The sequence below is a fragment of the Devosia submarina genome (assembly GCF_003056345.1).
Lineage (GTDB): Bacteria > Pseudomonadota > Alphaproteobacteria > Rhizobiales > Devosiaceae > Devosia > Devosia submarina.
Genome location: NZ_PYWB01000012.1, coordinates 40,508 through 62,816, shown reverse-complemented (window position 1 = coordinate 62,816; position 22,309 = coordinate 40,508). Strand labels below are relative to the sequence as shown.

Sequence of the window (22,309 nt, the reverse complement as noted above, 5' to 3'; positions counted from 1 at the left end):
CGGTCTCATGGCAAACGCACCAAAAAGATGCGCTCAAAAACAAAGGAAATTCCGCCCCCGCCAACCACCGCAATGCCTAAAGCCCAGGCAATCGTCGACAGGAAATTGGGCGGCTCCTCGGCCAGCCATGTTTCGAAAAGGACGATAAACGCAAAGATGAACGCCATGGCGGCCGCCCAGAACGGCAGCCAGCCGACCAGCACCAGCGTGTGCAGAAACGCCAGAGCCAGGATCACCCCGACCCGCAAGGCCGCCCGTGTCCCCAACAAGGCCCCCAATCCGCTCCAGCCTCCAGGCGCGGCGATGCGCGTTGAACGCCACAGCAAAAGCAGGCCGCAAAGGGTTAGCGCCGCGGACAGCAGGATGGGAACAAGCCCGGGAATGGTTGCCGGATGCACGTGCCGGTTCTCAAGGCGCGGCATGGTCCAGGAAAAGTAAAAGATGGTAACGCCCAGCGCCACAAGCACCAGCGCCATCAGCACATCGGCCCGCGCGCGAATAGCAGCTTCAAGGCTTTCCGCAGCCGAACTGCGCCTCAGCTCATCATCGCGTGAAATCGTTGCCTTGACCGCTCCCGATCCCTGCGGTCCGCCATCAAAAGTCGAAATAGCCGCTCTCCTTATGGAGCCTCGCACCACCACACGACACGCCCACGAAGGCGCGCCCAGGTGGACTTGATTGCAGGTGGAAAGAACCGGGGCAGAGCCCTGCCCCGGCTTGCCTTGAGCAAAACTACTGCTGCACTTCCGTGCGCGTCTCGCAGTCGATCCCGATGGTGGATGGATCATTGACCGCTTCGCCGCGCTCAACCGATGAGCAGGCCTCAAGGATCACCACCGGCATGGCCAGCGCACGGGCCTCGGCGCCGTAGGAGGGCGCAAAAACCGCGCCGAACGTTTCGGCATAGGTCCGCAGCTCAGGCGATGTTGCAACCTTTTCGGCCCATATCTTGTCCACCGTCGCAAGCACTTCGGGTGGCGCATCGGCGGGGATAAAGATGCCGAAATAATCGGGCGCCAGTTCCATGTCGGGGATCCAGTCCGTGATAGCAGGAATGGGGTCGACCCCATCAAGCACCAGCGGCTCGTCGGAAAGAACGGCAAGCGCGCGTAGCCGTCCGCCGCGGATCAATTCGGTCTGTTCCACCGCCAGCTGGGTTGTCACCATGGCTTCCCCGGATGCCGTGGCGATCGCGGCCGGCCCGCCCCCGTCATAGGTGATCATGTTGTAGTTGAACCCGCCAGCCGCATCCGACAGGGCCGCAATGGCCGTTCCGCCGGACGAGGTAATCCCAGCCGTCGCGACGGTAATTTCCTGCCCCCGCGTCTTCAAGGCGTCCAAAAGCTGGCCGAACTCGGTGAATTCACTGTCCGCCGGCACGCTCACCACCGGCACATTGGCCACCGAAAGATAGATGTGCCAATCGTCTATGTCGGTATTTTCCAACAAGCCCGTCACCGAATAGGTCGCGTTGTTGGCAATGGCATTGGCCGTCCAGGTATAGCCATCACGGGGTGCGTTGAGCACTTCCTGCGTCCCGATCGCGCCGGAAGCCCCTGGCTGGTTGACCACCACTACGTCCACGCCCAGCGCCTCTGCCAGGATTGGCGCGGTAACGCGTGTCACCTGATCGGTGGAGCCGCCTGCGCCCCAGGGCACGATCAGATTGATCGGCCGGTCAGGCTTCCACTCCTGCGCAACTGCCAAAGAACTGCCCAGCAGGAGCGCCGATGCGCCGCCAGCCAGAACAAAGAAAAGCGCACTCTTCATTGCTTCCTCCTCATGTGCCAACCCGGATGTTTCCGTGGCCCGACGCGGCTAGACTGCGACCTGACGGCAGGAGAAGTCAACTACTAAGTAACCAGACAGTTATACCTGGCCGCGCCTCCCCACTGTGCCTTTGCCCGTGTTTTCGGGCACATTGCTTATCGGCGCCAAAAAACGGTCGTCGGGGAGAACTGAAAAGGGATATGGAAGAGAGGAAAAGAACCCGACAAGCGGATGCGCTTGTGCAACAAGCGTAAGAGCGAATTATTGGTGTCGTGCAGCAGTCAGCAATGCGCGCGGCATTGCTGCTCGCGCAGGTAGATCATCCAAACGTGCAGGAAACAGTCCCGAGCCCTTCGGCTGCTGCAAAAACCTGCTCGCCGGCAAACGAGATCGGCCCCAGCCGCGAGCCGGTGATCACCACGTCACCCTTTTTCAGCGGCAATCCACGTGCCGCCGCATGATTGGCCAGCCATGCCAGCGCTGCCAGCATATTGTCGGTCGCAGCGCCGCTCGTTGTGGATTGAACCTCCGCGCCATCGAACTGCAGGGACATCTGCTGCTGCGCAAACTCGGGGAGTTCTTCTGCTGCAATGGCAGGTCCCAGCACCACGCCACCGCTGTTCTGCAAATCCGCTATGCCAACAAGCTGCGGATTTTTGGTACGATCGGGGAAGCGCGAAGCAAGGATTTCGAGCCCCACATGCAGCGAGGCGATAACCTCCCGCATGTCTCCGGCGGCATAGCCGCTCTCGCGCGCCGGAAGATCGTGGCCGATGGTGACCGCAACTTCCACCTCGATTGCAAGACCGGGAAAGTCAGCTGACTTCAAAGCCGCGCCATCGGGAAAAACCGTGTTGGCCAGGATCGGCGAGGCAAAGGGCTCGCCCGATTGCGGAATTGGCTGCACCTTCCAAGCGCCGACCGGCCCCAAAGCCTTCACCGATTCCGTCTGCACGCGATAGGCTTCCGCCGCATCACGGGGCACGACATAGTCGGGAAGGCTCGAGATCAGGGTGCCGCTTTGACGATGGGTCAGCAGCAGGTCGGTCAGTGGATGGGTCATGGCTGTTCCGGTTCGCGACTAAAGCGCCTTGCTATAAATGGCCTGGATATCGGCAAGCCTAAGGGCGCGCGGATTGTTGTCGATAAGCCGTTTGATCGCAAATGCTTCCTCGGCCCACAGGGGAAGATCATCTGCCTTGGCGCCATGGCTGGCAAGGCTCATATCCACGCCAAGCGAGCGGCACCATCCCCAGGCACCCTCCAGCACCTGCTGCTGGTCCATGGCTTCTCCCAGACCAAGAGCCTGTGAAACAATGGCAGTTTTTTCCGGCCGCTCCGGCGCGTTGAACGCCAGCACATGGGGGAAAATGATTGCATTGGCCAGGCCATGGGGGAGCTTGAGGCGAGTGCCGAGCGGATAAGCCAGCGCATGACCACCCGCAGTGTTCACTGGCCCCAGGCAAATGCCGCCATAATAGGAGGCGAGCATCATGCCAGCCCGGGCTTCGGTATCCGCACCGTCGGCGACCGCGCGTTGCAAATAGCGCCCCACCAGGTCAATGCCCATGCGCGCATAGCCATCAATCAGGGGATGCGCCTTGATGTTGGTAAAGGCCTCCACGCAATGGGCCAACGCATCGATGCCCGTGGCAGCTGTCACGGCTGAAGGCACCGAATAGGTGAGCTCGGGGTCAAGCACGGCGATATCGGCGAGCATATGGGCGCTCTCGATCGCCATCTTGGCCAGGGTGTCGGGATTGGTCACAAGCGAGCGGATACCGGCTTCCGAACCCGTACCGGAGGTTGTTGGCACCTGCGCGAGGGCCGTCCGGCGGCCGGCAATTTTGCCTGCGCCAACCACGTCCGGCACCGACTGCTCGCTATTCCACAAAACAGCAACGAGCTTGGCAACATCCATTACCGAGCCGCCCCCCAGGCCTACGACGAGGTCCGGCTTGAAGCGGCGCGCTGCCTCCAGGACGGCATTGACCGCCGGCAGGTCAGGCTCTGGCGGAATGTCGACATAGGTCTCGATATCGCCCCCAAGCCCAAGCCGATCGACAAAGCCGACTGTCGGGCCCATGGCGACAACAAAGACGCGGGCGTAGGCGGCGGCCCATTCACCCAGCTTTGCGGCGGCGCCTGCGCCGATTTCAAGACGTGCGGGTTGCAGCAGGGTAATGCCACGCGCCATGGAAAGGATGGCGTCAGGCATTCTCCGCGGCCTCCAGCGCTTCCATCTTGCCCCAGACCGTGGCGATCTCGTCGGCATTGAGTTCCACCAGCGGCGGACGCACGCGCGTCCATCCGGCATGATTGCGGCGCCGCGCCAGCATGGCCTTGACGGTCGGCAGCTGCACATAGGCATTGGAGAGGTCACGCCAGGCATTGACCCGCTCCTGGGCGGCTTCGACCTTTTCGCTTTGTGCGGGATCAAACCAATTGTCGAACACGACGCGCAAATGCTGGCCGATCAAATTCGAACTCGAGGTAATGCAGCCCGCACCGCCCGAACGCAGCAGGGGCAACATGAGTGGATCGGCACCGGCGAGCACCGAGAAATTCTCGAACGCCTGGGCATAAGCCTGCATGCTCTCGAGCTTGCCCGAGCTATCCTTCACCCCAACGATCACCCCCGGAAACGCCTCGCGCAGCCGCGCCGTCAGTTCGATCGAGATCCCGATCTGGGCAATGGGTGGGATATGGTAGAGAATGATGCGCAGATCATTGCTGCCGACACCCTCGATGAGTTCGGCATAAAAGCGGAACAGCCCCTTGTCGCTCACGCCCTTGTAGTAGAACGGCGGCAACACCACGCAGGCTTTTACACCGGCTTGGACGGCATGCTTCACCAGGGTAACGCTGTCTTGCACATTGGTCTGCGACGTGCCGGGCAGGAGGCGCTTCGGATCAAGGCCTGCCGCGATCACGGACTCGAGCAACTCCTGGCGCTGCCCGAGGCTGAACGAATTGGCCTCGCCTGTTGTGCCCAGCAGGGCAACACCGTCGCAGCCCTCTTCGATCAACGCCTTGCAATGGGTGGCAAAGGCGGCGTGATCTGGCGCACCATTTTCCGTCACGGGTGTCGCGGAGGCGCAGAACACACCATGGATGGGGAGCTGAGTTGCAGGATTCATGACTTCTTCCCCGAAACGAGCCGGCGCGCATAGGCGATCGCGGACTTCATGTTGACGTGGTTGGCCTTGCCAGTGCCGGCAATGTCGAATGCGGTGCCATGATCCACCGAGGTGCGGTCGATGGGCAGCCCCAGCGAAACGTTGACGGCGGTGTCAAAGGCAACGAGCTTGATCGGGATATGTCCCTGGTCGTGGTATTGCGCGACCACCAGGTCAAAAGCCCCGGTATAAGCGCGGTGATAAACCGTGTCGGCCGAGATGGGCCCGACCACGTCGATTCCTTCCGCCTTAGCCATGGCGACGGCCGGCACGACCTGCTCGTCGTCCTCGCTGCCAAAAAGCCCGCTTTCCCCGCAATGGGGATTGATGCCCGCAACAGCAATGCGCGGCTTGTCATAGCCGATGCGCTTGAGGTGCTCGTTCCCGGCGCGAATAGTGGCAAGGATGCGCTCGGGCGTTGCGCGATCGATCGCTGTCTTGAGCGAAACATGGGTCGACACATGGATCACCTTGAGCCGCTCGGACCCAAGCAGCATGAACGCCGATTTCTGCCCCGTCAGATGGGCCAGCATCCCGGTGTGCCCATCATAATGGTGCCCCGCAAGGTTGAGTGCTTCCTTGTTGATCGGCGCGGTCACAATGCAACCGATCTGTCCCGCCTCGGCGTCTCGCACAGCCTTCTCGATAAAGCGGAAAGCCGCATCGCCACCACGCGGATCAAGCCTGCCCCAGGGCAGCGGCCCCCCTTCAATATGGAGGTCGACCACAAGGCCATCTAGCTCAAGTGTGGCGCCAACCGCCTCACGCGCTTTTTCCAGCGTTTCGCGATTGCCATAGATGCGGGTGCGGGCACGCTCGTCCGCCCCCATTTCCGCCAGGGCCTTGACCGCGATCTCGGGGCCGACGCCAGCCGGGTCGCCCATGGTTATTCCGATGATGTCGCTCACGCATGTTCTCCGTCGATCCATCCCGCGGGGAGACGGACATATTTGATGGCGCGCCGATAGAAGGTGTAGGCAAGGTGCAGCTCGCCCGCGTCCCCTTCCAGCAGGTAGGGGTAGGACAGCTCCTTGTTACGCCCGTCCACCGAGTTGTTCGAGAGGCACGTTCCGGGGCTCTCCTCGACAATGCGGCGCAATGGCCAGGTCTTGCCGCCATCTTCCGAAACGCAAAGCGTCAGCGGCGCACGCGGCACGCCCCAGATGGGCGAGCATCCACCGGTCGCATCAGGACGATCATCGCCCGCTTCGATCTCGTCATAAAGCGATGCGCGGCGATCGGCCGAAAGTGCAGCCGAAACCGGATTGCACAGCATGGCCAGGCGCCCGTCACGCAGCCGGACAACGTTGATGGACGAATTATTGTTGGGCACATCGGTCGGCGCAGGCGCGGACCAAGTCAGGCCACCGTCAAGGCTTTCCGAGCGATGGACGAAATCGGACTGGCGCCGCCGGTAAAAGGCCACCATGTGCTCGCCATCAAGCGGCACAATGGTCATGTGCACCGACCCGATCGAGCCGGGCACTTCGTTCATGGACCAGCTTTGCCCTTCGTCGTGGCTGATGGCCACGGCGGCCGTATCATGGCTGCCGTTCCAGCGCTGGCCCGGGCGTGAAATGCAGCGGAACACCGGCATCATCCACGCGCCATCCTTGCGCCGCACAAAGCGCCCGCGGATAAAGCTGCCAAGCGGCAGGTCAAGGACGCGCGGTGCGCCGCCTAAAAGCTTGGCGCCGGCAATTTCCACCGGCCGCGCGCGCAGCAGGCACTCGTCCTGATTGCCCGCCGGCTGCGCGGTATGAAACAGCTGCCACTGCCCTTGCCCATTGCGCCACAGCACGGGGTTCTGCTCGGACCGATCCTGGTCGTTGCTGAGCTGGATGGCGTCGCTCCAATGCTCCGCGCCGGGAGCAAGGGTCGAGCCATAGATCGAGATATCGGACTTGCCCTCAAGCGTGCCGCCAAACCAGAGGCATGCGAGCGTGCCATCATCGAGCCGCTCGATAAAGGCGGCGTGGTTCTGCACCATCGGAGAGGGCAGGAAAGCCTCCAGGCACCCGTCCTGCACATCGGCAAGAACACCGTTCATCCGAGCTGCGATTTCATCTGGCGACATGCCCAACCCTCCAATTCGCTGCTGCAAACTTTACATCGAACCGGCTGTTGTCAAGCTAGTGAATTCGATTTTTGCCAACTTACAATCGCAATAAACCACTGAAAACACAAAAGTAGCAGTTAGTTAGCAGGATACAACTTTCAAGTTGTCCGGTTATCCGCTTTTTTGTTTGACAACAATCTGCCGTTTAAGAATAGTGCCTTGGCACGGGAAAGCCGCCTCGGCGCGCGCTCCCGGAGGAGAATTGCATGAGCGCAACGCAGCGCCGCTCCTGCCGCCGCACAGCTGCAATGGGAGGTTACCCTTGATCCTAAAGCCGATTCTGGTCGGCGCCTTGTTGGCGTCCACAACAATTGCCCCTGCCTTGGCGCAGGAAAACACTGACATCACCGTGGTGTTGAGCGAAGAGCTCGACCTGGTCGACCCCTGCATGGCCACCCGCTCCAATATTGGCCGCGTGGTTTTGCAGAACATCAGCGAAACGCTGACCGAGCTTGATGTACGCGGCGATGAAGGCCTCAAGCCACGCCTGGCCACCAGCTGGGAAGACAAGGGCGACGGCACCTGGCAGTTCAAGCTGCGCGAGGGCGTCAAGTTCTCCGATGGCAGCGATTTCGACGCCAACGACGTCAAGCACTCGTTTGACCGCGTCTTCTCCGATCAGATCACCTGCGAAAGCAAGCGCTACTTCGCCGACACCGCGCTGACCATCAACGTGGTCGATGGCTTCACCATCGACGTCAAGGCCGAGCCGGCCCAGCCCATCCTGCCGCTCCTGATGAGCCTCGTCACCATCGTGCCATCCGAAACACCGATGGAATTTGTGCGTGACCCGATCGGCACAGGGCCCTATTCCATGACCGAATGGACCGCCGGCCAGCAGATCGTCCTGACCCGCCGCGATGATTACTGGGGCGAGCAGCCCGAGGTGAGCAAGGCCACCTATTTGTTCCGCTCCGAGCCCGCCGTTCGCGCCGGCATGGTTGCTGCAGGCGAAGCCGACATTGCCCCGCAGATCACCCAGGAAGTTGCAGACAACAAGGCGACCGATTTCTCCTATCTCAATTCGGAAACGGTTTATCTGCGGATCGACAGCCAGGACGCACCGACCGACGACATCCGCGTTCGCCAGGCGCTGAATGCCGCCATCGAGCGCGAAGCCTTTATCGGCACCGTTCTGCCCGAAGGAACCGAACTGGCGGTCGCCATGGTCCCGCCGACGACGCTGGGCTGGAACGCCGACCTCACCCCGCACGCCTATGATCCCGACCGTGCTCGTGAACTCCTTGCCGAAGCCCAGGCTGATGGCGTCGACACGAGCCTGCCGATCGAGATCATTGCCCGCACCGAAAACTTCCCCAATGTGACGGAAGTGGCCGAAGCGATCACGCAGATGCTGACCGATGTGGGCTTCAATGCCACCCTGCGCATGGTGGAAGTGGCCGAGCACGAGCAGTACTATTCCAAGCCTTATCCGGAAAGCGAAGGCACCCGCCTCGTCCTGGCCCAGCACGACAATTCCCGCGGCGACCCGGCCTTCTCCATGTTCTTCAAATATGCCAGCGAAGGCACCCAGTCCGGCGTCAACGACCCAAAGGTTGACGATCTGATCGCCCGCGCCTCTGCTGCCACTGGTGACGAACGTGCGGCCCTCTGGTCGGAAGTGTTCGCCTACGTTCACGACGAGATTGTCGCCGACGTTCTGCTGTTCCACATGGTTGGCCTCAGCCGCGTCAGCGAACGCCTCGACTTCACGCCCACCATTGCCACCAACCAGCAGCTTCAGCTGAGCGAAATCAGCTTCAAATAAGCCGCTAACTCAAGCAAAACAGAAGGTGCCGGGACCACCCCGGCACCTTCCGCACTTCCCACCGGACCCGAGTGAATCCATGACCAAAATGATCGGACAACGCGCAATAGCGAGCCTTTTGTCCCTCCTGGGGCTCATGGTCCTGGTGTTCTTCCTGTCCCGCCTCACCGGCGACCCTGCGGTGTTATTCCTGCCGATCGACGCCACCGAGCAGATGAAGCAGGAATTCCGTGCCCTGCACGGCCTTGACCTGCCCCTGATCGAGCAGTTCGGCCGCTATCTCCTTGATCTTTTGCAGCTCGATTTCGGTGAATCGTTGCGCAAGGCTCGCCCCGCCATCGACGTGGTGCTTGAAGCCTATGCCTGGACCCTGCCGCTCGCGCTGATCACCATGAGCCTTGTAGTGGTCTTTGCCATCATCCTGGGCTCGCTAGCTGCCTTCAATGTCGGCGGCTTCTTTGATCGCCTGATTTCGGTTGTTTCCCTGGTCGGCGCTTCCGCCCCCGATTTCTGGATCGCCATTGTCGCCATCGTGGTCTTTGCCATTGGCCTGGGCTGGGTCCCGACCTCCGGCGTTGGCACGCCGCTCCACTGGGTCTTGCCCGTCGCCGTCCTCTTCATCCGCCCCTTCGGCCTTGTGGTGCAAATTGTACGCGGCTCCATGCTGTCGGCGCTTTCGGCCCCCTATGTCAAAACCGCCCGCGCCAAGGGCGTCAAGAACCTGCCGCTGATCTTCGTCCACACACTGCGCAATGGCATGCTGCCCGTCATCACCGTGATTGGCGACCAGGCCGCCGCCATGCTCAATGGCGCGGTGATCGTCGAGACGATTTTTGGCTTTCCCGGCATTGGCAAGCTGATGATCGACTCCATCTTGCAGCGCGACTTCAACGTGGTGCTCGCCGCCATCATGGTCACGGCCATTGCTATCTTTATCATGAACATCCTGATCGACCTGGCCTACGGCCTGCTCGATCCGCGGATCCGGCACTAGGAGCCGCCCATGGCCGACCTCTCGCTCGCCAAGCCTGCCCAGACCAGCGCCGCCAGTCGCGGCTCGTCCCTTCTTTCCATGCTCTGGCGCGACAAGCTTGCCTTCGTCTCTGCCCTTGTCTTGTTGCTCATCATCCTTTGTGCGCTGCTGGGTCCAACCCTGCTCGATGATCTTGCAACGCGGCAAAATCTGCGCGGCCGCAACTTCCCGCCCTTCAGCCTTGATCGTGGCTGGGCGTTTATTCTGGGCGGTGACTCGCTGGGCCGCCCCATGCTGGCGCGCCTGATCGTTGCCGCCAACAGCACCATCCTGATTGCTGCCGGCACCGTGCTTTCGGCAATGATTGTCGGGGCCGGGCTGGGCCTTGTTGCCGGCTACATGGGCAAGAACATTTCGCAGGCCATCATGCGCCTGGCCGACGTCATCATGTCCTTCCCCTCGCTCCTTCTGGCCGTGGTCGTCCTTTACGTACTCGGCCCCTCCATCCCCAACATGATCCTGGTTCTGGCGATCACCCGCATCCCTATCTACCTGCGTACCACCCGCGCCGAAGTGCTCGAAGTGCGCGAGCGCATGTTCGTCCAGGCTGCCATCGTCATGGGCGCGGGCCATTGGCGCATCATCCTCAAGCATATCCTGCCGGTGGTTGCGCCTACTCTGGTCACCATCGCAACCCTGGACTTTGCCTTTGTGATGCTCGCCGAATCCTCCCTGTCGTTCCTGGGCATCGGTGTGCAACCACCTGACATCACCTGGGGCCTGATGGTTAGCCAGGGCCGTCCTTATCTCAACACCGCCTGGTGGCTGGCGTTCTGGCCGGGCCTGATGATCGTCATCACTGCGCTTGCGCTGAACCTTCTTTCCAATTGGATGCGTGTCGCCCTTGATCCAGCCCAGCGCTGGCGCCTTGAAGCAAGAAAGACCAAAAATGTCTGAAGCGCTGCTGACGGTCAAAAACCTCTCGGTGGACTTTCACACCGCAGGCGGCACAGTTCACGCGGTGAAAAACGTCAACTGGTCAATCGCCCCGGGCGAGACGCTTGCCATTCTGGGCGAGAGTGGCTCGGGCAAGTCGGTTTCCGCCAATGCCGTCATGAACCTGCTCGATAGGCCGCCGGCCGAGATCGTTTCGGGGGAAATCCTTTTTGAAGGCCGCGACCTTCTCAAGATCAGCGACGAGGATCATCGCGCTCTTAACGGCAAGAAGATCGCCATGATCTTCCAGGATCCGCTTGGCCATCTGAACCCCGTCTATACCGTTGGCTGGCAGATCATGGAGATGATGACCGCCCATGGCCGTCCCGCAAGCGCGGCACGCGCCCGGGCTCTGGAGCTGATCACGCGCGTCGGCATCCCTGAGCCCGAAAAGGCCATGGGCAAATATCCGCACCAATTCTCCGGCGGGCAACGGCAGCGCCTGATGATCGCCATGGCGCTGATGCTCAAGCCCGACATCCTGATTGCGGACGAGCCGACCACCGCGCTTGATGTCACCATCCAGGCCGAAGTGCTCTCGCTCCTCAAGGAATTGCAGCGCGAAACCGGCATGGCGCTGGTCCTGATCACCCATGATCTTGGCGTCGTCGCCGAAATCGCCGACCGCGTCGTGGTCATGAACAGCGGCGAGATCGTTGAAGCGGGAACCGCACGCGACGTTTATCACAATCCCCGACACGCCTATACGCAAAAGCTGATCGCCGCTGCGCCCGGCAAGGGCGACATCAAGCTTTTGGATGATGCGGCGCCGCTTCTGCTTGAAGCCAAGAAGCTCAACAAGACCTATGGCGAGTTCGCTGCCCTCAAGGACGTATCGCTGACCTTGGCGCGCGGGCAAAGCCTGGCGGTCGTCGGGGAAAGCGGCTCGGGCAAGTCGACCCTGGCTCGCACGCTCCTGCGGCTTGAAACGGCTGACAGTGGCGAGGCCTTCTGGAAAGGGCGCGACCTCATCAGCATGAATGCGCGCGACCTGCTCGGCTGCCGGCGCGAAATCCAGATGGTGTTCCAGGACCCCACCCAATCGCTCAACCCGCGCATGTCGGTCTATCAGCTGATCGCCGAAGGCTGGGACATTCACAAGCTGATGCCCAACCGCAGCGAGCGCCGTGCGCGCGTACTGGAACTGCTTGAACAGGTTGGCCTCTCCCCCGAGCACGCCGATCGCTATGCCCACCAATTCTCCGGCGGCCAGCGCCAGCGCATCGCCATTGCCCGCGCCTTGGCGCTTGAACCAGAGCTAATCATTTGCGACGAGGCCGTTTCGGCGCTCGACGTTTCGATCCAGGCGCAGGTGATCGCCCTGCTTGATAGCCTGCGCCAGCGCTTGGGCATTTCCTTCCTGTTTATCGCCCACGATCTTGGCGTCGTGCGCGACTTCGCCGACACGGTGATCGTGATGAAATCAGGCGAGATCGTCGAGCGCGGGCCAACGCGGCAGATTTTCGAAACGCCCGAGCACCCCTATACGCAGCGCCTCCTCGCCGCTAATCTGGACCCCGATCCCGATGTGCAGGCGCAGCGCCGGATCATCCTCAGCAATGGCTGAACTCGCGATCATCGCGGATGATTTGACCGGAGCGCTCGACGCCGCCGCGCCCTTCGCCATGCGCGGCATCAGCACATGCGTGGCTCTCAGCGCCACCGGCCTGCACCAAGCTTTGGCCAGCGGCGCGCGCGTCATCGGCGTTTCCACCGATAGCCGTGAGATTTCCCCCGCCGCAGCAAGGGAGGCAGTCCGCCAGGCCCTTGCCGCCCTCCCCCCCGGCATCAGGCTCTTTAAAAAGGTCGACTCGCGCCTCAAGGGCAATATCGCCGCCGAACTCGACGCCCTGCCGCATGCTCGGAGCCTCGTCGTCCCCGCCATTCCCCCGTTTGGCCGCTGGATGCGCAACGGGTGCCTCGGCGGCTTTGGTGTTTCAACACCCATCGACATCGCCGAACGTCTCGGGCGCCATGCGGGCACGGCGATGATCCCCGACGTCGAAACCGACACCGATATCGAACAAGCCCTCAATGCCGACATCGATCTTCCAATAGGCGCCCGCAGCCTTGCCGAAGCTCTTGCAAAACGCATGGCCCCGCCTGCAGAGGTCACCATCACCCTGCCGCCCACCCGCGCCTATTGCGTCATCGGCTCCACCGACCCCATCACCACGGGGCAGGTCACGAGCCTCCTTGCAGCCGACCCATCGGCCTTCCACATCCCAGCCCCCAATGGTGTCGCCAAGGCCGCGCCATTGGATAAAAACCTGGTCGTCCTTCAGGCCGTTCCCGGTGCAACCACGGCTGACGGCAAAGCCGTCGCCACGGCCCTCGCCCAATCACTCGTGCAGATGGAGCCGCCCGATGGATCGCTCCTTGTGCTCTCGGGTGGCGCCACGGCGCAGGTCATTCTCCAGCATCTGGGCATCAGCACGCTCGATCTCCTGGGCGAAATCCAGCCGGGGCTGCCTCTTGCCCGAGCAGGTGGCTTGACTGTGGCCACAAAATCCGGCGGTTTTGGCGACCCGGAAACCCTGCTTCGCCTTCTCGCCCCCTATTCAACCCTCGGAAACCAAGATCACACCCATGTCGGATAGTCTTGTCGGGCGCCGCAGCCTCGCAGATACGGTTTTCGAGCGCATCCAGCGATCCATCAAATCAGGCGCCTATGCCGTGGACGAGCGCCTGCCGACCGAGCACGCCCTTGCCGCCGAGTTTGGCGTTTCGCGCCCCATTATCCGCGAGGCGCTGCAGCGCCTGCGCGACCAGGGCTTCATCTATTCCCGTCGCGGCGCCGGTAGCTTCGTGCGCGAACAGGGCATCCGCGAACCACTCGGCTTTGGGCAGATGGAGAACCTCTCCGATCTCCAGCATTGCTACGATTTCCGCCTCACCATCGAGCCGGAAGCCGCCGCCATGGCCGCCAATCGGCGCTCCGAAGAAGCCCTGCAAAAAATCAAGCGCGAGCTCGCCCTCCTGCGCGACGCCACCAATCGCCAGGCCCACCGCGCCGACGCCGATTTCATGTTCCACCTCAGCATCGCCCAGGCTGCCGGCAATCCTTACTTCGTAACCGCCATGCAGGCCCTTGAAGAACATATCGCCGTGGGCATGCGGCTGCACGGCTTGTCCCTCAAAAGCACGCAGGACGGCCTCCGCCACGTTTTCGTCGAGCACACGGCCATCTATGAAGCCATCCGCGACGGCGACTCAGCCCGCGCCCGCCAACTCATGCACGCCCACCTCACCGGCTCGCGCAGCCGCCTGTTCTCGACCGAACCCGGCCGCTGAAGCCAGGCGATCAGCCTCCTCCTCGCAGCCGAGCTTTGTTTCAGATGCTCTCTGCATCGTGATGTTATTTTCACCGCAGACCAGAACCATCTTCCCGATGCGACATTCTCCCGACTTGCCGTGGGCAACCAGCATGAGGATTCAACCATGAAGAAGATTATGGCCGGCGCCTGCGCCGTTATGATGGCCGTCACAAGTTTTGGGGCCGTCACTGTGCCAGCAGCCGCGGCTCCCCTGCAGCTGACCTCCGAAGCACAGTTCATCACTGTTCAGGATCGCGGCCGCGATCGCGACCGGGATCGTCGTTGGGATCGCGAGCGCCGCTGGGATGGTAACCGCGACAATCGCCGCGGCTTTGAGCGTCGTGGAGGCTACAGCTACTACAATGGCCACCGCGGTTCGCGCGATCGTCGCGCCGGCTGGCGCCAGCACAATGGCTATTGGTTCCCGCCAGCCGCATTTATCGCGGGCGCCATTATCGGCGGCGCCATTTCCAGCCAGAACAACAACAGCAATTCCAACGTGGTCCGCATCACCCGCGAACACATCCGCTATTGCGAAAACCGCTACCGCTCCTACCGAGCTTCGGACAACACGTTCCAGCCCTATAACGGCCCGCGCCAGCAGTGCGTATCGCCCTATCTGTAACGGGGCAAGTCACCCCATCAGGCGGTCCTCCGGGGCCGCCTTTTTTTTCTACCCGCGATCTAGCCTGCCCTGGCCGGCGGAGCGATCATGCCGGGCACAATATCGGTGTTCTGCGCCACTCGGATTCGCCACCCCTCCTGTTCGGCGCATAGAACCAAAAGCAAAATACCCTCGCGCGTCCCAGCCGCAACATTGTCCGTCGCCAATGCACCCGTCAGGGTCCAGGTGACATGGACCGCCACAACGCCCGGCGCTATGGCCTGAACGGATGACGCCTCCCCTTGCAGGGTGCTGTGCCGGAAGATCGTCGCATGGGTCGCCACATGGGCCGCTTCGATCTCGTCCCGGCTTTTCCACCAGACGCCAACCACGTTCACGAACTGGGCCTCCGGCGAGAACAGGGCGGCGAAAGCCTTCATGTCATGCTGGTTCCACGCGTCGACAAACCCGCGTGCCACATCCTCCGGGCTGTTCTTCAATCTCACCCCCCGCCGTTCAACCGGCAAAAAGCCCGGGGCCATGCCCCGGGACAAGTTCTGTCAGGAGTGACGCTTGCCCGGCATTCACGAGGTCGATGAGCGCCGGCCAACACGTCGCAATGGGATTCTAGGAGCCCATGGCGGCCGCCACATCATCCATTTGCATTAGAACAGGGGCCAAACTGCGCTGCTGGGCACAACACAGAAGGTAGGGCCCTCTTCCGAGCTATTGCCCGGCTCGGGGCAAAGCGTTCTGATGCGCCCCCGATCCAGCCGGTTCCACAACCGTTCTGGACGATCCAGAGGCCAAAACAGATTGCCAGAGCAAACCCGCTTTTCTTGTGTTCGGGCAAGATCACGACCAAGCTCTGCCCGGATCGATGGCCGATGCGGCGGAAACAAACCCCATGCTTGATCGCTTCCCCCACGAGCTGGTCACCGACCTGATCGGCCTGCTCTATGACAGCGCGCTCACTCCCTCGGTCTGGCCTGAAGCCCTGGGCCAGATCTACAAGGCGCTTGGCTTTTCCAACATTGCCCTTTCGATCAACAGCCTTACGAACGGGGCCATGAACAACCAGGTGGTTCTGGGCATCGAGCCCCATTGGCTCGAACGCATGCCGCTATACGGGCAAGATTTGATTGACCTTTGGGGTGGCCCTGCCCGCATTGCAGCCCTGCCGCTCTACGAGCCCATGCTCACCACCCAGATCGCCGATCCCCAAATCTTTGCCAGCAATCCCTATGTAACGGACTGGAGCGCACCGCAAGGATTGGTGGACGCCCTTGGGCTAGGCCTGCACCGCGATACCAAAATGGTGGCGACCTTGGGCATGGGCATTCACCGGGACCGCGGAGAGGTCGGTCCGATTGAGATGGACGTCGTGCGCACATTGGCGCCCCACCTCAGGCGCTCCATCGTCTTGGGTGAACTCCTGGAGCGCCGGGTGCTTGAGGTCATCACCTTCGAGGCGCTGCTCGATACCATTGCCGTTCCAATTCTCCTGCTGGCCGAGAACGCCTTTCTCGTTCACGCCAATCTTGCAGCGCGCCAGCTGTTGCAAGCAGGCAGCCTGATGGTCAGCGTGCGCGGCATTCTGCGCCTGACCGATCCCGAGGCCGAGCGCCGCCTGCTCCATTGCCTCGACATAGCGGCACACCAGGAAACGGCCCTTGGGCGCAAGGGCATAACGGTGCCAGTCCATGGGCTGGAGGGCGAAGCCGCCGCCGCAACGGTGCTGCCGCTTGCGACTGGCCCTGTACGCTCTGCCCTGGTCCCGACGGCTATAGCTGCCGTTTTTCTGTCCCCACACAATCAAACTGAAACCCCGCTCGATGCTTTTGCCGCGCTCCATGACCTCACCCCCGCCGAGGCCCGCATAGCCGAATTGATCGCAAGCGGCCTGACGCCCAACGAGATCAGTGCCGAGATCGGCATTGCCCGAACAACGGTTCGAACCCACCTTCAAAGTGCGCTGGAGAAAACCAATAGCCGCAGGCAACTCGAACTCGCCCTGCTGCTGCGCTCCTTCCGCCCACCTGTTTGATGCCGATGGGCTCAGCCAGGCAAATGCCCGGTCGCTCCAAAAAGCGTCAAGACAGCCAGCATCACCAGGATCACAGCCGATCCGGCCCTGGTGGCGCCCTGCCGCTTCAGCAAAACAAAGCGAACCGCCGGCCGTGACACGAAAGCAGCCAATGCGCCGTACCAGCACAGATTTGCCGCAGCAACCAGGAGCGCCGCCAACAGGATTGCGATGGGCGCCCGCGAACTCGCCAGGGGGCCCGAAAACATGGTGGTCGTGAATACGGCGGTGAGGGGCGAGGTTAGTGCCGCAACCATGCCGGTACCCGCCAGCGCCAATGATGTTGCGGGGCTGATTGGCCGCTGGGCAGCAGCCGGCGTGCGCAGCATCATCGCGGCCGCCAGCAACAGAACGGAAGCTCCAGCCGCCTGCACGACAAGAGCCGGCACAATGCGAAGAAAGACATCTGCCGCCAGCCCCGCGCAAGCCGTTACTGCACCTGCCCCCGCCGCAACGCCGGCAATAAAGTTCGCGGCCCGTCCAAGCCCCTCGAAGGCTGCTATGCTCCCCGCCGTCACCATGATGGTGCCCGGAACCACCAGCACGAGGCTATAGGCGGCAACGAAATGAAAGAGGCCGATCAACAGATCACCGGACATGGCTCCCCCCGACACTCCCAAGCTATCTGCTGACAGCTTGCGAGCGGGGGATCATCTGCCCCGGTGAATCCCTCGGCATCCTCCGTTTAGAGGAGGAGGCAAAGATGTGAATAACGGATGTGCCGGATGATTTTAGTGCGCCTCGCCTGAGGTCCAATCTGAACAAGTCACCCCAAGGCCGTTCGCGGAAGGGCTGTCACGCTAGTTCTGGCCGCCTATGGTTTTTGTGGTATGGAACTGGCTTAGCCCGATTTGGCCAAACAAGCCTTGCCGGTTCCGCGCGGAGAACGCCTTTGCCGCCGACCACCAGATCCACTCACCAAAGGCAGGACGCGCTGATGACGAACCGCAACCCGCCCTCGGTGACCATTATCGGCGGTGGCGCGAGCGGTGTGTTGCTCGCCGCGCATCTCCTGCGCAATCCCCAGAGCGATGTTCACGTCACCCTGCTGGAGCGCCGGGGTCAATATGGGCAGGGCCTTGCCTATTCCGCCAGCCAGCGCGATCACAAGGTCAATGTGCCGGCGCGCGGCATGAGCGCCTTTGCCGATGATCCCGAGCATTTCTGGCGCTGGCTGCAGGCCCGGAATTATCCGGCAGAGAGTTCCTGGGTCTTTGTGCCACGCCGGCTCTATGGCGTTTATCTCGAACACGTGCTGAGCGAAGCCGGCCGGCTGCGTCCGGGCCGGCTGACGGTACTTGCCGAGGAAGCGCTTGCCGTGCGGGAGGCCGATGGGGAAATCGAGACGTCCCTGGCTAACGGCACGAGCCTCACCAGCCAGCATGCCATTCTGGCGGTGGGGCACGAAACCCAGCCCGCCCGCGGCCGTGGTATTGCTGTCCGGGTCGGCTCGGAGAACGACACCCCGCTCGACCTCGACGCGCCTGTTATAATCCTTGGATCAGGTCTCAGCATGGTGGACGCCTGGCTGTCCCTGGCGCAAGCCGATCATCGCGGCCGCATCATCGTTGTTTCGCGCAATGGCTTCCTGCCCAAGGGCCACCGCGACGTACCGGCCCTCCCCATCGACGCCGCCGATGTGCCCTTTGGCACCGATCTGCCCCAGTTCCTGCGCTGGTTCCGTGCTCGTATTGCCCAGGTGGAAGCCGGCGGCGGAGACTGGCGCTCCGTGATCGATGGCTTGCGGCCGTTTAACCAGCGGCTGTGGCAAAGCTGGAGCGAGCGCACCAAGCGCCAGGCCCTGCGCCATCTGCGCCCCTGGTGGAACATCCACCGCCACCGCCTGCCCCCCGATCTGCATGAGCGCTTGAGCGCAGCCGTCCAGAACGGGCAAGTAGAGCTGATTGCCGCCGAGTTCCTGGGCGTCGAGCGGCATGGCGAGGGCGTGCGCGCCACCATCCGCCCCCGGGGCACAACCGAGCGGCAAACCCTGGACGTTGCCCGCCTTTATGACTGCGGTGGGGTGACCGTCGATGTGGCCACCAGTTCCAACCCGGTGATCCGCGATCTGATCGCCACCGGCAAGGGCCGGCCCGATGCCCTGCATATCGGGCTCGATGTGGACGAGCATTGCCACATCATCGATAACGCAGGCCAAGCCTGCCAACACCTGCTCGCCGTAGGCCCCCTGACGCGCGGACGCTTCTTTGAAATCGAAGCCGTCCCCGACATTCGCCAGCAATGCGCCGACATCGCCAAGCGTATTCTCGCCGATCGCGAATAATCCTGGGCCAAGGCACAGCCCAAATCCCTGCCTTGCCCGGCAAATTGGACCTAGCGCCTAAGGACCTGAAGGCTCGACACGCAAGCCCTCTTCGTCAAACAGGTGCCATTCCCCTGCGGCGGGTGAAACATGGAGAATGTCCCCGCTACGCAACCGGCTTTGCCCGGGTTCATGCACAAGGATCGGCGTTCCATTCGGCGTCATGCAATGGAGATAGCTGCTGGCCCCGTGCTGCTCGGCAAGCGTCACCTTGAGCGGCCAGCCATCCGCGGAGGGAACGAGATGCTCGGGCCTGATGCCCAGGGTCGCGGCTGCCCCCGCTGGCAGGGGCAGGCCTTGCACCGGCAAGGTCAGGTTCGGCAGGCCTTCCCCAGATAGGGTAATGCCTGCTTCGGAATTCTCGACCACTTTTGTTTGCACGAAATTCATGCGCGGCGAGCCGATGAAGCCGGCCACGAAAGTGTTGAGCGGCTTGTTGTAGAGCTCGAGCGGCGCGCCAACCTGTTCGATCCTGCCGCCGCGCAGGACGACGATCTTGTCGGCCATGGTCATCGCCTCGATCTGGTCATGGGTGACATAGATCATGGTATTGCCCAGCCTCTGGTGCAGGCTGGTGATCTCGACGCGCATCAGCACGCGCAGCTCGGCATCCAGATTGGACAGCGGTTCGTCGAACAGGAAAATCTTGGGATCGCGCGTAATCGCCCGCCCGATCGCCACGCGCTGGCGCTGCCCGCCCGACAATTGCTTGGGCCGGCGTTCCAGCAATTGCTCGATCTGCAGCAGCGCCGCAGCCTTGCTAACGCGCTGCTCGATCTCCCCTTTCGGCATGCGGATGTTTTCAAGCCCGAAGCTGAGGTTTTCCCGCACGGTCATATGCGGATAAAGCGCATAGGATTGGAATACCATCGCGACGCCCCGATCGGCCGCCGGAACGTTGATCACGCTCTCCCCATCGATCCGGATATCGCCCGAGCTGGCATCCTCCAGCCCTGCAATCAACCGCAGGAGCGTTGATTTCCCGCATCCCGAGGGGCCGACAAACACCACGAACTCCCCGTCCGTGATTTCGAGATTGATGCTGGGAATGACCTCGACCAGCCCGAAGGATTTGGTGATGTTTTCAAGAACGAGATTGGCCATGGCTGGACCTCACTTGATGCCGGTTGAGGCGATGCCGCTCGTGATATAGCGCTGCAGGAAAATAAAGGCGAAGGCCAGCGGCAGCGCCGTCAGCGTCGTCATCGCCAGGAGCTGCTCGTAGCGCACCACGTTCTCGTCCTGATACGATGCAAGCGCGAGCTGCAGCGTGAACACTTCGCGCCGGTTCAGCACGACCAGCGGCAGAAGGAAGTCGTTCCAGCGCGACAGGATGGAAAAAATCGCGACCACGGCCAGCGCAGGGGAGGATAGCGGCAGGATGATGCGCCAGAAGATGCGCCATTCGCTCGCATGATCCATCCGGGCGGCTTCGATCAACTCATCGGGGATGGTCAGCATATACTGCCGCAGCAGGAACACCCCGGTGGGTGTTGCAACCGTGGGCAGGATCACGCCCCACAAATTGTTCACCAGCCCCAGCTGCGCCACGATCAGATAGGTCGGAACAAGCACAACGGTCGCGGGGATCATCAGCGTCGACAAAATAGCAACGAGAGCCAGGCTGTCGCCCCTGAACCTGTATTTCGAGAGGGCAAAAGCGGCCATCGAGTTCATGATCAACGTGATGATCGTTGCAGCGACCGTGATGAAAAGGCTGTTGAACACAAAGCGCCAGATCTCGCTGCCTGAACTCGCCAGCAGCTGCACATAGTTCTCGACCGCGAAATGGATCTCACGCACCGGCGTCGCATTGGCCACCGGCACAACGATCCGCCCCGCCTCAGGATCGGTCGGATCAACCATCTGCGCATTGAGCCCCACCCGCCGGATCTGCGCCAGCTGCACCACGTCACCACTTTCCGTGATGACATCGAAAAGCGGCAGCGTCCCCTCATAGCCCTCCACGACAACCTGCTCGGTGGAATAGGGCAGCAGCGTCGGTGGAAATTCCTGCAACGCCGCGGAGGTCTTGAACGAGGACAACACCACCCAGATCACCGGCGCGAACATAACAAGGACGCCCAGCAGCAGATAGCCATAGGTCAGCACGTCCGAGATGTGGAGCCTCCCCCGTCCCCGCCGGCCAAGGAGCATGTTGCGCACACCGCCTGTGGAACTCGCCAAGCTTAGGTCAGCCATTGCTTGAACCTCGCGAAATGCGCAGTTGAACCAGGGTGAAGATGAGGAGCACGATGCCAAGCAGCAGCGAGGCCGCCGCCGCCAGCCCGAAATTGCGTGGCTGCACGGCAAACCCGATCTCGTAGATATACTGCACCATCAGCAAGGTCGCTGACCCCGGCCCCCCGCCCGTCAGCACATAAAGCTCATCAAACGTCTGCACCGAGCGGATCACCGCAAGGATAAACACCACCAAAAGGACCGGCTTGAGCAGCGGCAGGGTAATGCGGGTAAAGGCACGCCAATGGCTGGCGGAATCCATCTTGGCCGCTTCATAGACATCGCGCGGGATGGCTTGCAGGCCGGCCAGCAGGATAATGGTGTAGAACCCCATATGGGCCCAGACCGTGACGAACACCGACCAGAAGAATGCCGAATTGGCATAAACCAGCCAGTTGACGGGTTCAAAGCCCAGATTGGTGAGGATCCCGTTCAGCACCCCCGTTCGTTGCAATATCCATTGCCAGGTGAGGGCCACCACCACGGGCGAGAGCATGACAGGGAAAAAGAACACACCCCGGAAAAAGCCGCGGCCCCTGATATTGCCATTGAGGCATATGGCCGTCAGGAGCGCGATCCCGATCATGGCTGCCACCTGCGTCGGCACAAACACAAGGCTGTTGCCCAGCGCGCGCCAGAACAGGTCCCGCGAGCAGGTTGAGGGATCAAGGTAATTGCCGCAATCAAGCAGCGTTTCGTAATTATAGGTGCCGATAAACGGGCGTTGGGATGGATAAAGGCGGTCGCTGCCGGTGAACGAATAGAAGATGTTGACGAACACCGGCAGCAGGGAGAACAGGATCACTGCAAGCAGGTTTGGCAGCAAAAAGAACCAGGGCATCTTCTTGATGCCGATCGCCTTTTGCAGCCCTGCCATGAGAGGCTCGATGGCCCGCGCGGGCAAGGATGCCACCGCCCCTGTCGCGCGGGCAA

Annotated in this window: 21 protein-coding genes; 9 read left to right on the top strand and 12 right to left on the bottom strand. The window is 61.9% G+C overall.

From position 1 onward, the window contains the following. Positions 1-5: 5 nt before the first annotated feature. From DDE77_RS16840 to DDE77_RS16810, 7 genes are all read right to left on the bottom strand, one after another. Entirely contained in the window at positions 6-638 is a 633-nt protein-coding gene (locus tag DDE77_RS16840) for a tripartite tricarboxylate transporter TctB family protein (RefSeq protein ID WP_157959899.1), read from the bottom strand. 94 nt (positions 639-732) lie between these two features. Further along, positions 733-1,770, bottom strand: coding sequence for a Bug family tripartite tricarboxylate transporter substrate binding protein (locus DDE77_RS16835; RefSeq protein ID WP_108398642.1), 1,038 nt, complete (start codon positions 1,768-1,770; stop codon positions 733-735). A 319-nt stretch (positions 1,771-2,089) separates the two neighbouring features. Beyond that, positions 2,090-2,833: a 2-keto-4-pentenoate hydratase gene (locus DDE77_RS16830; protein ID WP_108398641.1), complete on the bottom strand. Its 744-nt coding sequence runs from the start codon at positions 2,831-2,833 to the stop codon at positions 2,090-2,092. Between the two features lie 18 nt (positions 2,834-2,851). After that, the gene (locus tag DDE77_RS16825; protein WP_108398640.1) at positions 2,852-3,988 is read right to left on the bottom strand and encodes an iron-containing alcohol dehydrogenase; all 1,137 of its coding nucleotides are present in this window, start codon (positions 3,986-3,988) and stop codon (positions 2,852-2,854) included. Then, positions 3,981-4,910 carry a dihydrodipicolinate synthase family protein gene (locus tag DDE77_RS16820; protein ID WP_108398639.1) on the bottom strand — a complete coding sequence of 310 codons (930 nt, stop codon included), beginning with the start codon at positions 4,908-4,910 and terminating at the stop codon, positions 3,981-3,983. The genes DDE77_RS16825 and DDE77_RS16820 overlap by 8 nt, the downstream gene beginning before the upstream one ends. Further along, positions 4,907-5,857, bottom strand: coding sequence for a 4-hydroxythreonine-4-phosphate dehydrogenase PdxA (pdxA, locus tag DDE77_RS16815; protein ID WP_108398638.1), 951 nt, complete (start codon positions 5,855-5,857; stop codon positions 4,907-4,909). Before pdxA ends, DDE77_RS16820 begins: the two co-directional genes overlap by 4 nt. After that, on the bottom strand, positions 5,854-7,026 hold the full coding sequence (locus tag DDE77_RS16810) for a sialidase family protein (protein WP_108398637.1): 1,173 nt from the start codon (positions 7,024-7,026) through the stop codon (positions 5,854-5,856). The genes pdxA and DDE77_RS16810 overlap by 4 nt, the downstream gene beginning before the upstream one ends. A gap of 307 nt (positions 7,027-7,333) precedes the next feature. On the opposite strand from DDE77_RS16810, the gene DDE77_RS16805 reads away from it, so the two are divergent. The 7 genes from DDE77_RS16805 to DDE77_RS16775 all read left to right on the top strand — a co-directional run bounded on the left by DDE77_RS16805 (position 7,334) and on the right by DDE77_RS16775 (position 14,747). Continuing rightward, a complete protein-coding gene (locus DDE77_RS16805; protein ID WP_108398692.1) occupies positions 7,334-8,836 on the top strand; it encodes an ABC transporter substrate-binding protein in 1,503 nt (500 codons plus the stop codon). A gap of 79 nt (positions 8,837-8,915) precedes the next feature. Then, on the top strand, positions 8,916-9,830 hold the full coding sequence (locus DDE77_RS16800) for an ABC transporter permease (protein WP_108398636.1): 915 nt from the start codon (positions 8,916-8,918) through the stop codon (positions 9,828-9,830). Between the two features lie 78 nt (positions 9,831-9,908). After that, positions 9,909-10,766, top strand: coding sequence for an ABC transporter permease (locus tag DDE77_RS16795; protein ID WP_245895359.1), 858 nt, complete (start codon positions 9,909-9,911; stop codon positions 10,764-10,766). Next, positions 10,759-12,372 carry an ABC transporter ATP-binding protein gene (locus tag DDE77_RS16790; protein WP_108398634.1) on the top strand — a complete coding sequence of 538 codons (1,614 nt, stop codon included), beginning with the start codon at positions 10,759-10,761 and terminating at the stop codon, positions 12,370-12,372. Before DDE77_RS16795 ends, DDE77_RS16790 begins: the two co-directional genes overlap by 8 nt. After that, positions 12,365-13,405 (top strand): four-carbon acid sugar kinase family protein, encoded by a 1,041-nt coding sequence (locus DDE77_RS16785; protein ID WP_108398633.1) that lies wholly within the window; start codon positions 12,365-12,367, stop codon positions 13,403-13,405. Before DDE77_RS16790 ends, DDE77_RS16785 begins: the two co-directional genes overlap by 8 nt. Continuing rightward, entirely contained in the window at positions 13,395-14,099 is a 705-nt protein-coding gene (locus DDE77_RS16780; RefSeq protein WP_108398632.1) for a FadR/GntR family transcriptional regulator, read from the top strand. Before DDE77_RS16785 ends, DDE77_RS16780 begins: the two co-directional genes overlap by 11 nt. A 147-nt stretch (positions 14,100-14,246) precedes the next feature. Continuing rightward, complete coding sequence (locus DDE77_RS16775) at positions 14,247-14,747, top strand: BA14K family protein (protein WP_108398691.1); 501 nt, start codon at positions 14,247-14,249, stop codon at positions 14,745-14,747. Positions 14,748-14,806: 59 nt separating this feature from the next. On the opposite strand, the gene DDE77_RS16770 is transcribed toward DDE77_RS16775, so the two are convergent. Continuing rightward, positions 14,807-15,226 (bottom strand): SgcJ/EcaC family oxidoreductase, encoded by a 420-nt coding sequence (locus tag DDE77_RS16770; protein WP_245895344.1) that lies wholly within the window; start codon positions 15,224-15,226, stop codon positions 14,807-14,809. Between the two features lie 407 nt (positions 15,227-15,633). Between DDE77_RS16770 and DDE77_RS16765 the strand changes: the two genes are divergently transcribed. Next, entirely contained in the window at positions 15,634-16,773 is a 1,140-nt protein-coding gene (locus DDE77_RS16765; protein ID WP_157959898.1) for a helix-turn-helix transcriptional regulator, read from the top strand. Between the two features lie 11 nt (positions 16,774-16,784). Here DDE77_RS16765 and DDE77_RS16760 read toward each other — a convergent pair whose 3' ends face one another. Continuing rightward, complete coding sequence (locus DDE77_RS16760) at positions 16,785-17,411, bottom strand: hypothetical protein (protein ID WP_108398629.1); 627 nt, start codon at positions 17,409-17,411, stop codon at positions 16,785-16,787. Between the two features lie 338 nt (positions 17,412-17,749). On the opposite strand from DDE77_RS16760, the gene DDE77_RS16755 reads away from it, so the two are divergent. Further along, positions 17,750-19,096 carry an FAD/NAD(P)-binding protein gene (locus DDE77_RS16755; RefSeq protein WP_108398628.1) on the top strand — a complete coding sequence of 449 codons (1,347 nt, stop codon included), beginning with the start codon at positions 17,750-17,752 and terminating at the stop codon, positions 19,094-19,096. Between the two features lie 57 nt (positions 19,097-19,153). Here DDE77_RS16755 and DDE77_RS16750 read toward each other — a convergent pair whose 3' ends face one another. Genes DDE77_RS16750 through DDE77_RS16740 form a run of 3 tightly spaced genes read right to left on the bottom strand, consistent with a single transcriptional unit; the run spans position 19,154 to position 22,253 of the window. Next, positions 19,154-20,239 carry an ABC transporter ATP-binding protein gene (locus DDE77_RS16750; RefSeq protein WP_108398627.1) on the bottom strand — a complete coding sequence of 362 codons (1,086 nt, stop codon included), beginning with the start codon at positions 20,237-20,239 and terminating at the stop codon, positions 19,154-19,156. A 9-nt stretch (positions 20,240-20,248) separates the two neighbouring features. Then, a complete protein-coding gene (locus tag DDE77_RS16745; RefSeq protein ID WP_108398626.1) occupies positions 20,249-21,337 on the bottom strand; it encodes a carbohydrate ABC transporter permease in 1,089 nt (362 codons plus the stop codon). Further along, complete coding sequence (locus DDE77_RS16740; protein ID WP_245895357.1) at positions 21,330-22,253, bottom strand: carbohydrate ABC transporter permease; 924 nt, start codon at positions 22,251-22,253, stop codon at positions 21,330-21,332. The genes DDE77_RS16745 and DDE77_RS16740 overlap by 8 nt, the downstream gene beginning before the upstream one ends. Between the last annotated feature and the right edge of the window lie 56 nt (positions 22,254-22,309).

Coding starts and splice junctions, on each gene's coding strand:
- DDE77_RS16835 (WP_108398642.1), bottom strand. CDS start 1,770: ATGAAGAGTGCGCTTTTCTTTGTTCTGGCTGGCGGCGCATCGGCGCTC.
- DDE77_RS16830 (WP_108398641.1), bottom strand. CDS start 2,833: ATGACCCATCCACTGACCGACCTGCTGCTGACCCATCGTCAAAGCGGC.
- DDE77_RS16825 (WP_108398640.1), bottom strand. CDS start 3,988: ATGCCTGACGCCATCCTTTCCATGGCGCGTGGCATTACCCTGCTGCAA.
- DDE77_RS16820 (WP_108398639.1), bottom strand. CDS start 4,910: ATGAATCCTGCAACTCAGCTCCCCATCCATGGTGTGTTCTGCGCCTCC.
- DDE77_RS16810 (WP_108398637.1), bottom strand. CDS start 7,026: ATGTCGCCAGATGAAATCGCAGCTCGGATGAACGGTGTTCTTGCCGAT.
- DDE77_RS16800 (WP_108398636.1), top strand. CDS start 8,916: ATGACCAAAATGATCGGACAACGCGCAATAGCGAGCCTTTTGTCCCTC.
- DDE77_RS16795 (WP_245895359.1), top strand. CDS start 9,909: ATGCTCTGGCGCGACAAGCTTGCCTTCGTCTCTGCCCTTGTCTTGTTG.
- DDE77_RS16790 (WP_108398634.1), top strand. CDS start 10,759: ATGTCTGAAGCGCTGCTGACGGTCAAAAACCTCTCGGTGGACTTTCAC.
- DDE77_RS16785 (WP_108398633.1), top strand. CDS start 12,365: ATGGCTGAACTCGCGATCATCGCGGATGATTTGACCGGAGCGCTCGAC.
- DDE77_RS16780 (WP_108398632.1), top strand. CDS start 13,395: ATGTCGGATAGTCTTGTCGGGCGCCGCAGCCTCGCAGATACGGTTTTC.
- DDE77_RS16775 (WP_108398691.1), top strand. CDS start 14,247: ATGAAGAAGATTATGGCCGGCGCCTGCGCCGTTATGATGGCCGTCACA.
- DDE77_RS16765 (WP_157959898.1), top strand. CDS start 15,634: ATGCTTGATCGCTTCCCCCACGAGCTGGTCACCGACCTGATCGGCCTG.
- DDE77_RS16760 (WP_108398629.1), bottom strand. CDS start 17,411: ATGTCCGGTGATCTGTTGATCGGCCTCTTTCATTTCGTTGCCGCCTAT.
- DDE77_RS16755 (WP_108398628.1), top strand. CDS start 17,750: ATGACGAACCGCAACCCGCCCTCGGTGACCATTATCGGCGGTGGCGCG.
- DDE77_RS16750 (WP_108398627.1), bottom strand. CDS start 20,239: ATGGCCAATCTCGTTCTTGAAAACATCACCAAATCCTTCGGGCTGGTC.
- DDE77_RS16745 (WP_108398626.1), bottom strand. CDS start 21,337: ATGGCTGACCTAAGCTTGGCGAGTTCCACAGGCGGTGTGCGCAACATG.
- DDE77_RS16740 (WP_245895357.1), bottom strand. CDS start 22,253: ATGGCAGGGCTGCAAAAGGCGATCGGCATCAAGAAGATGCCCTGGTTC.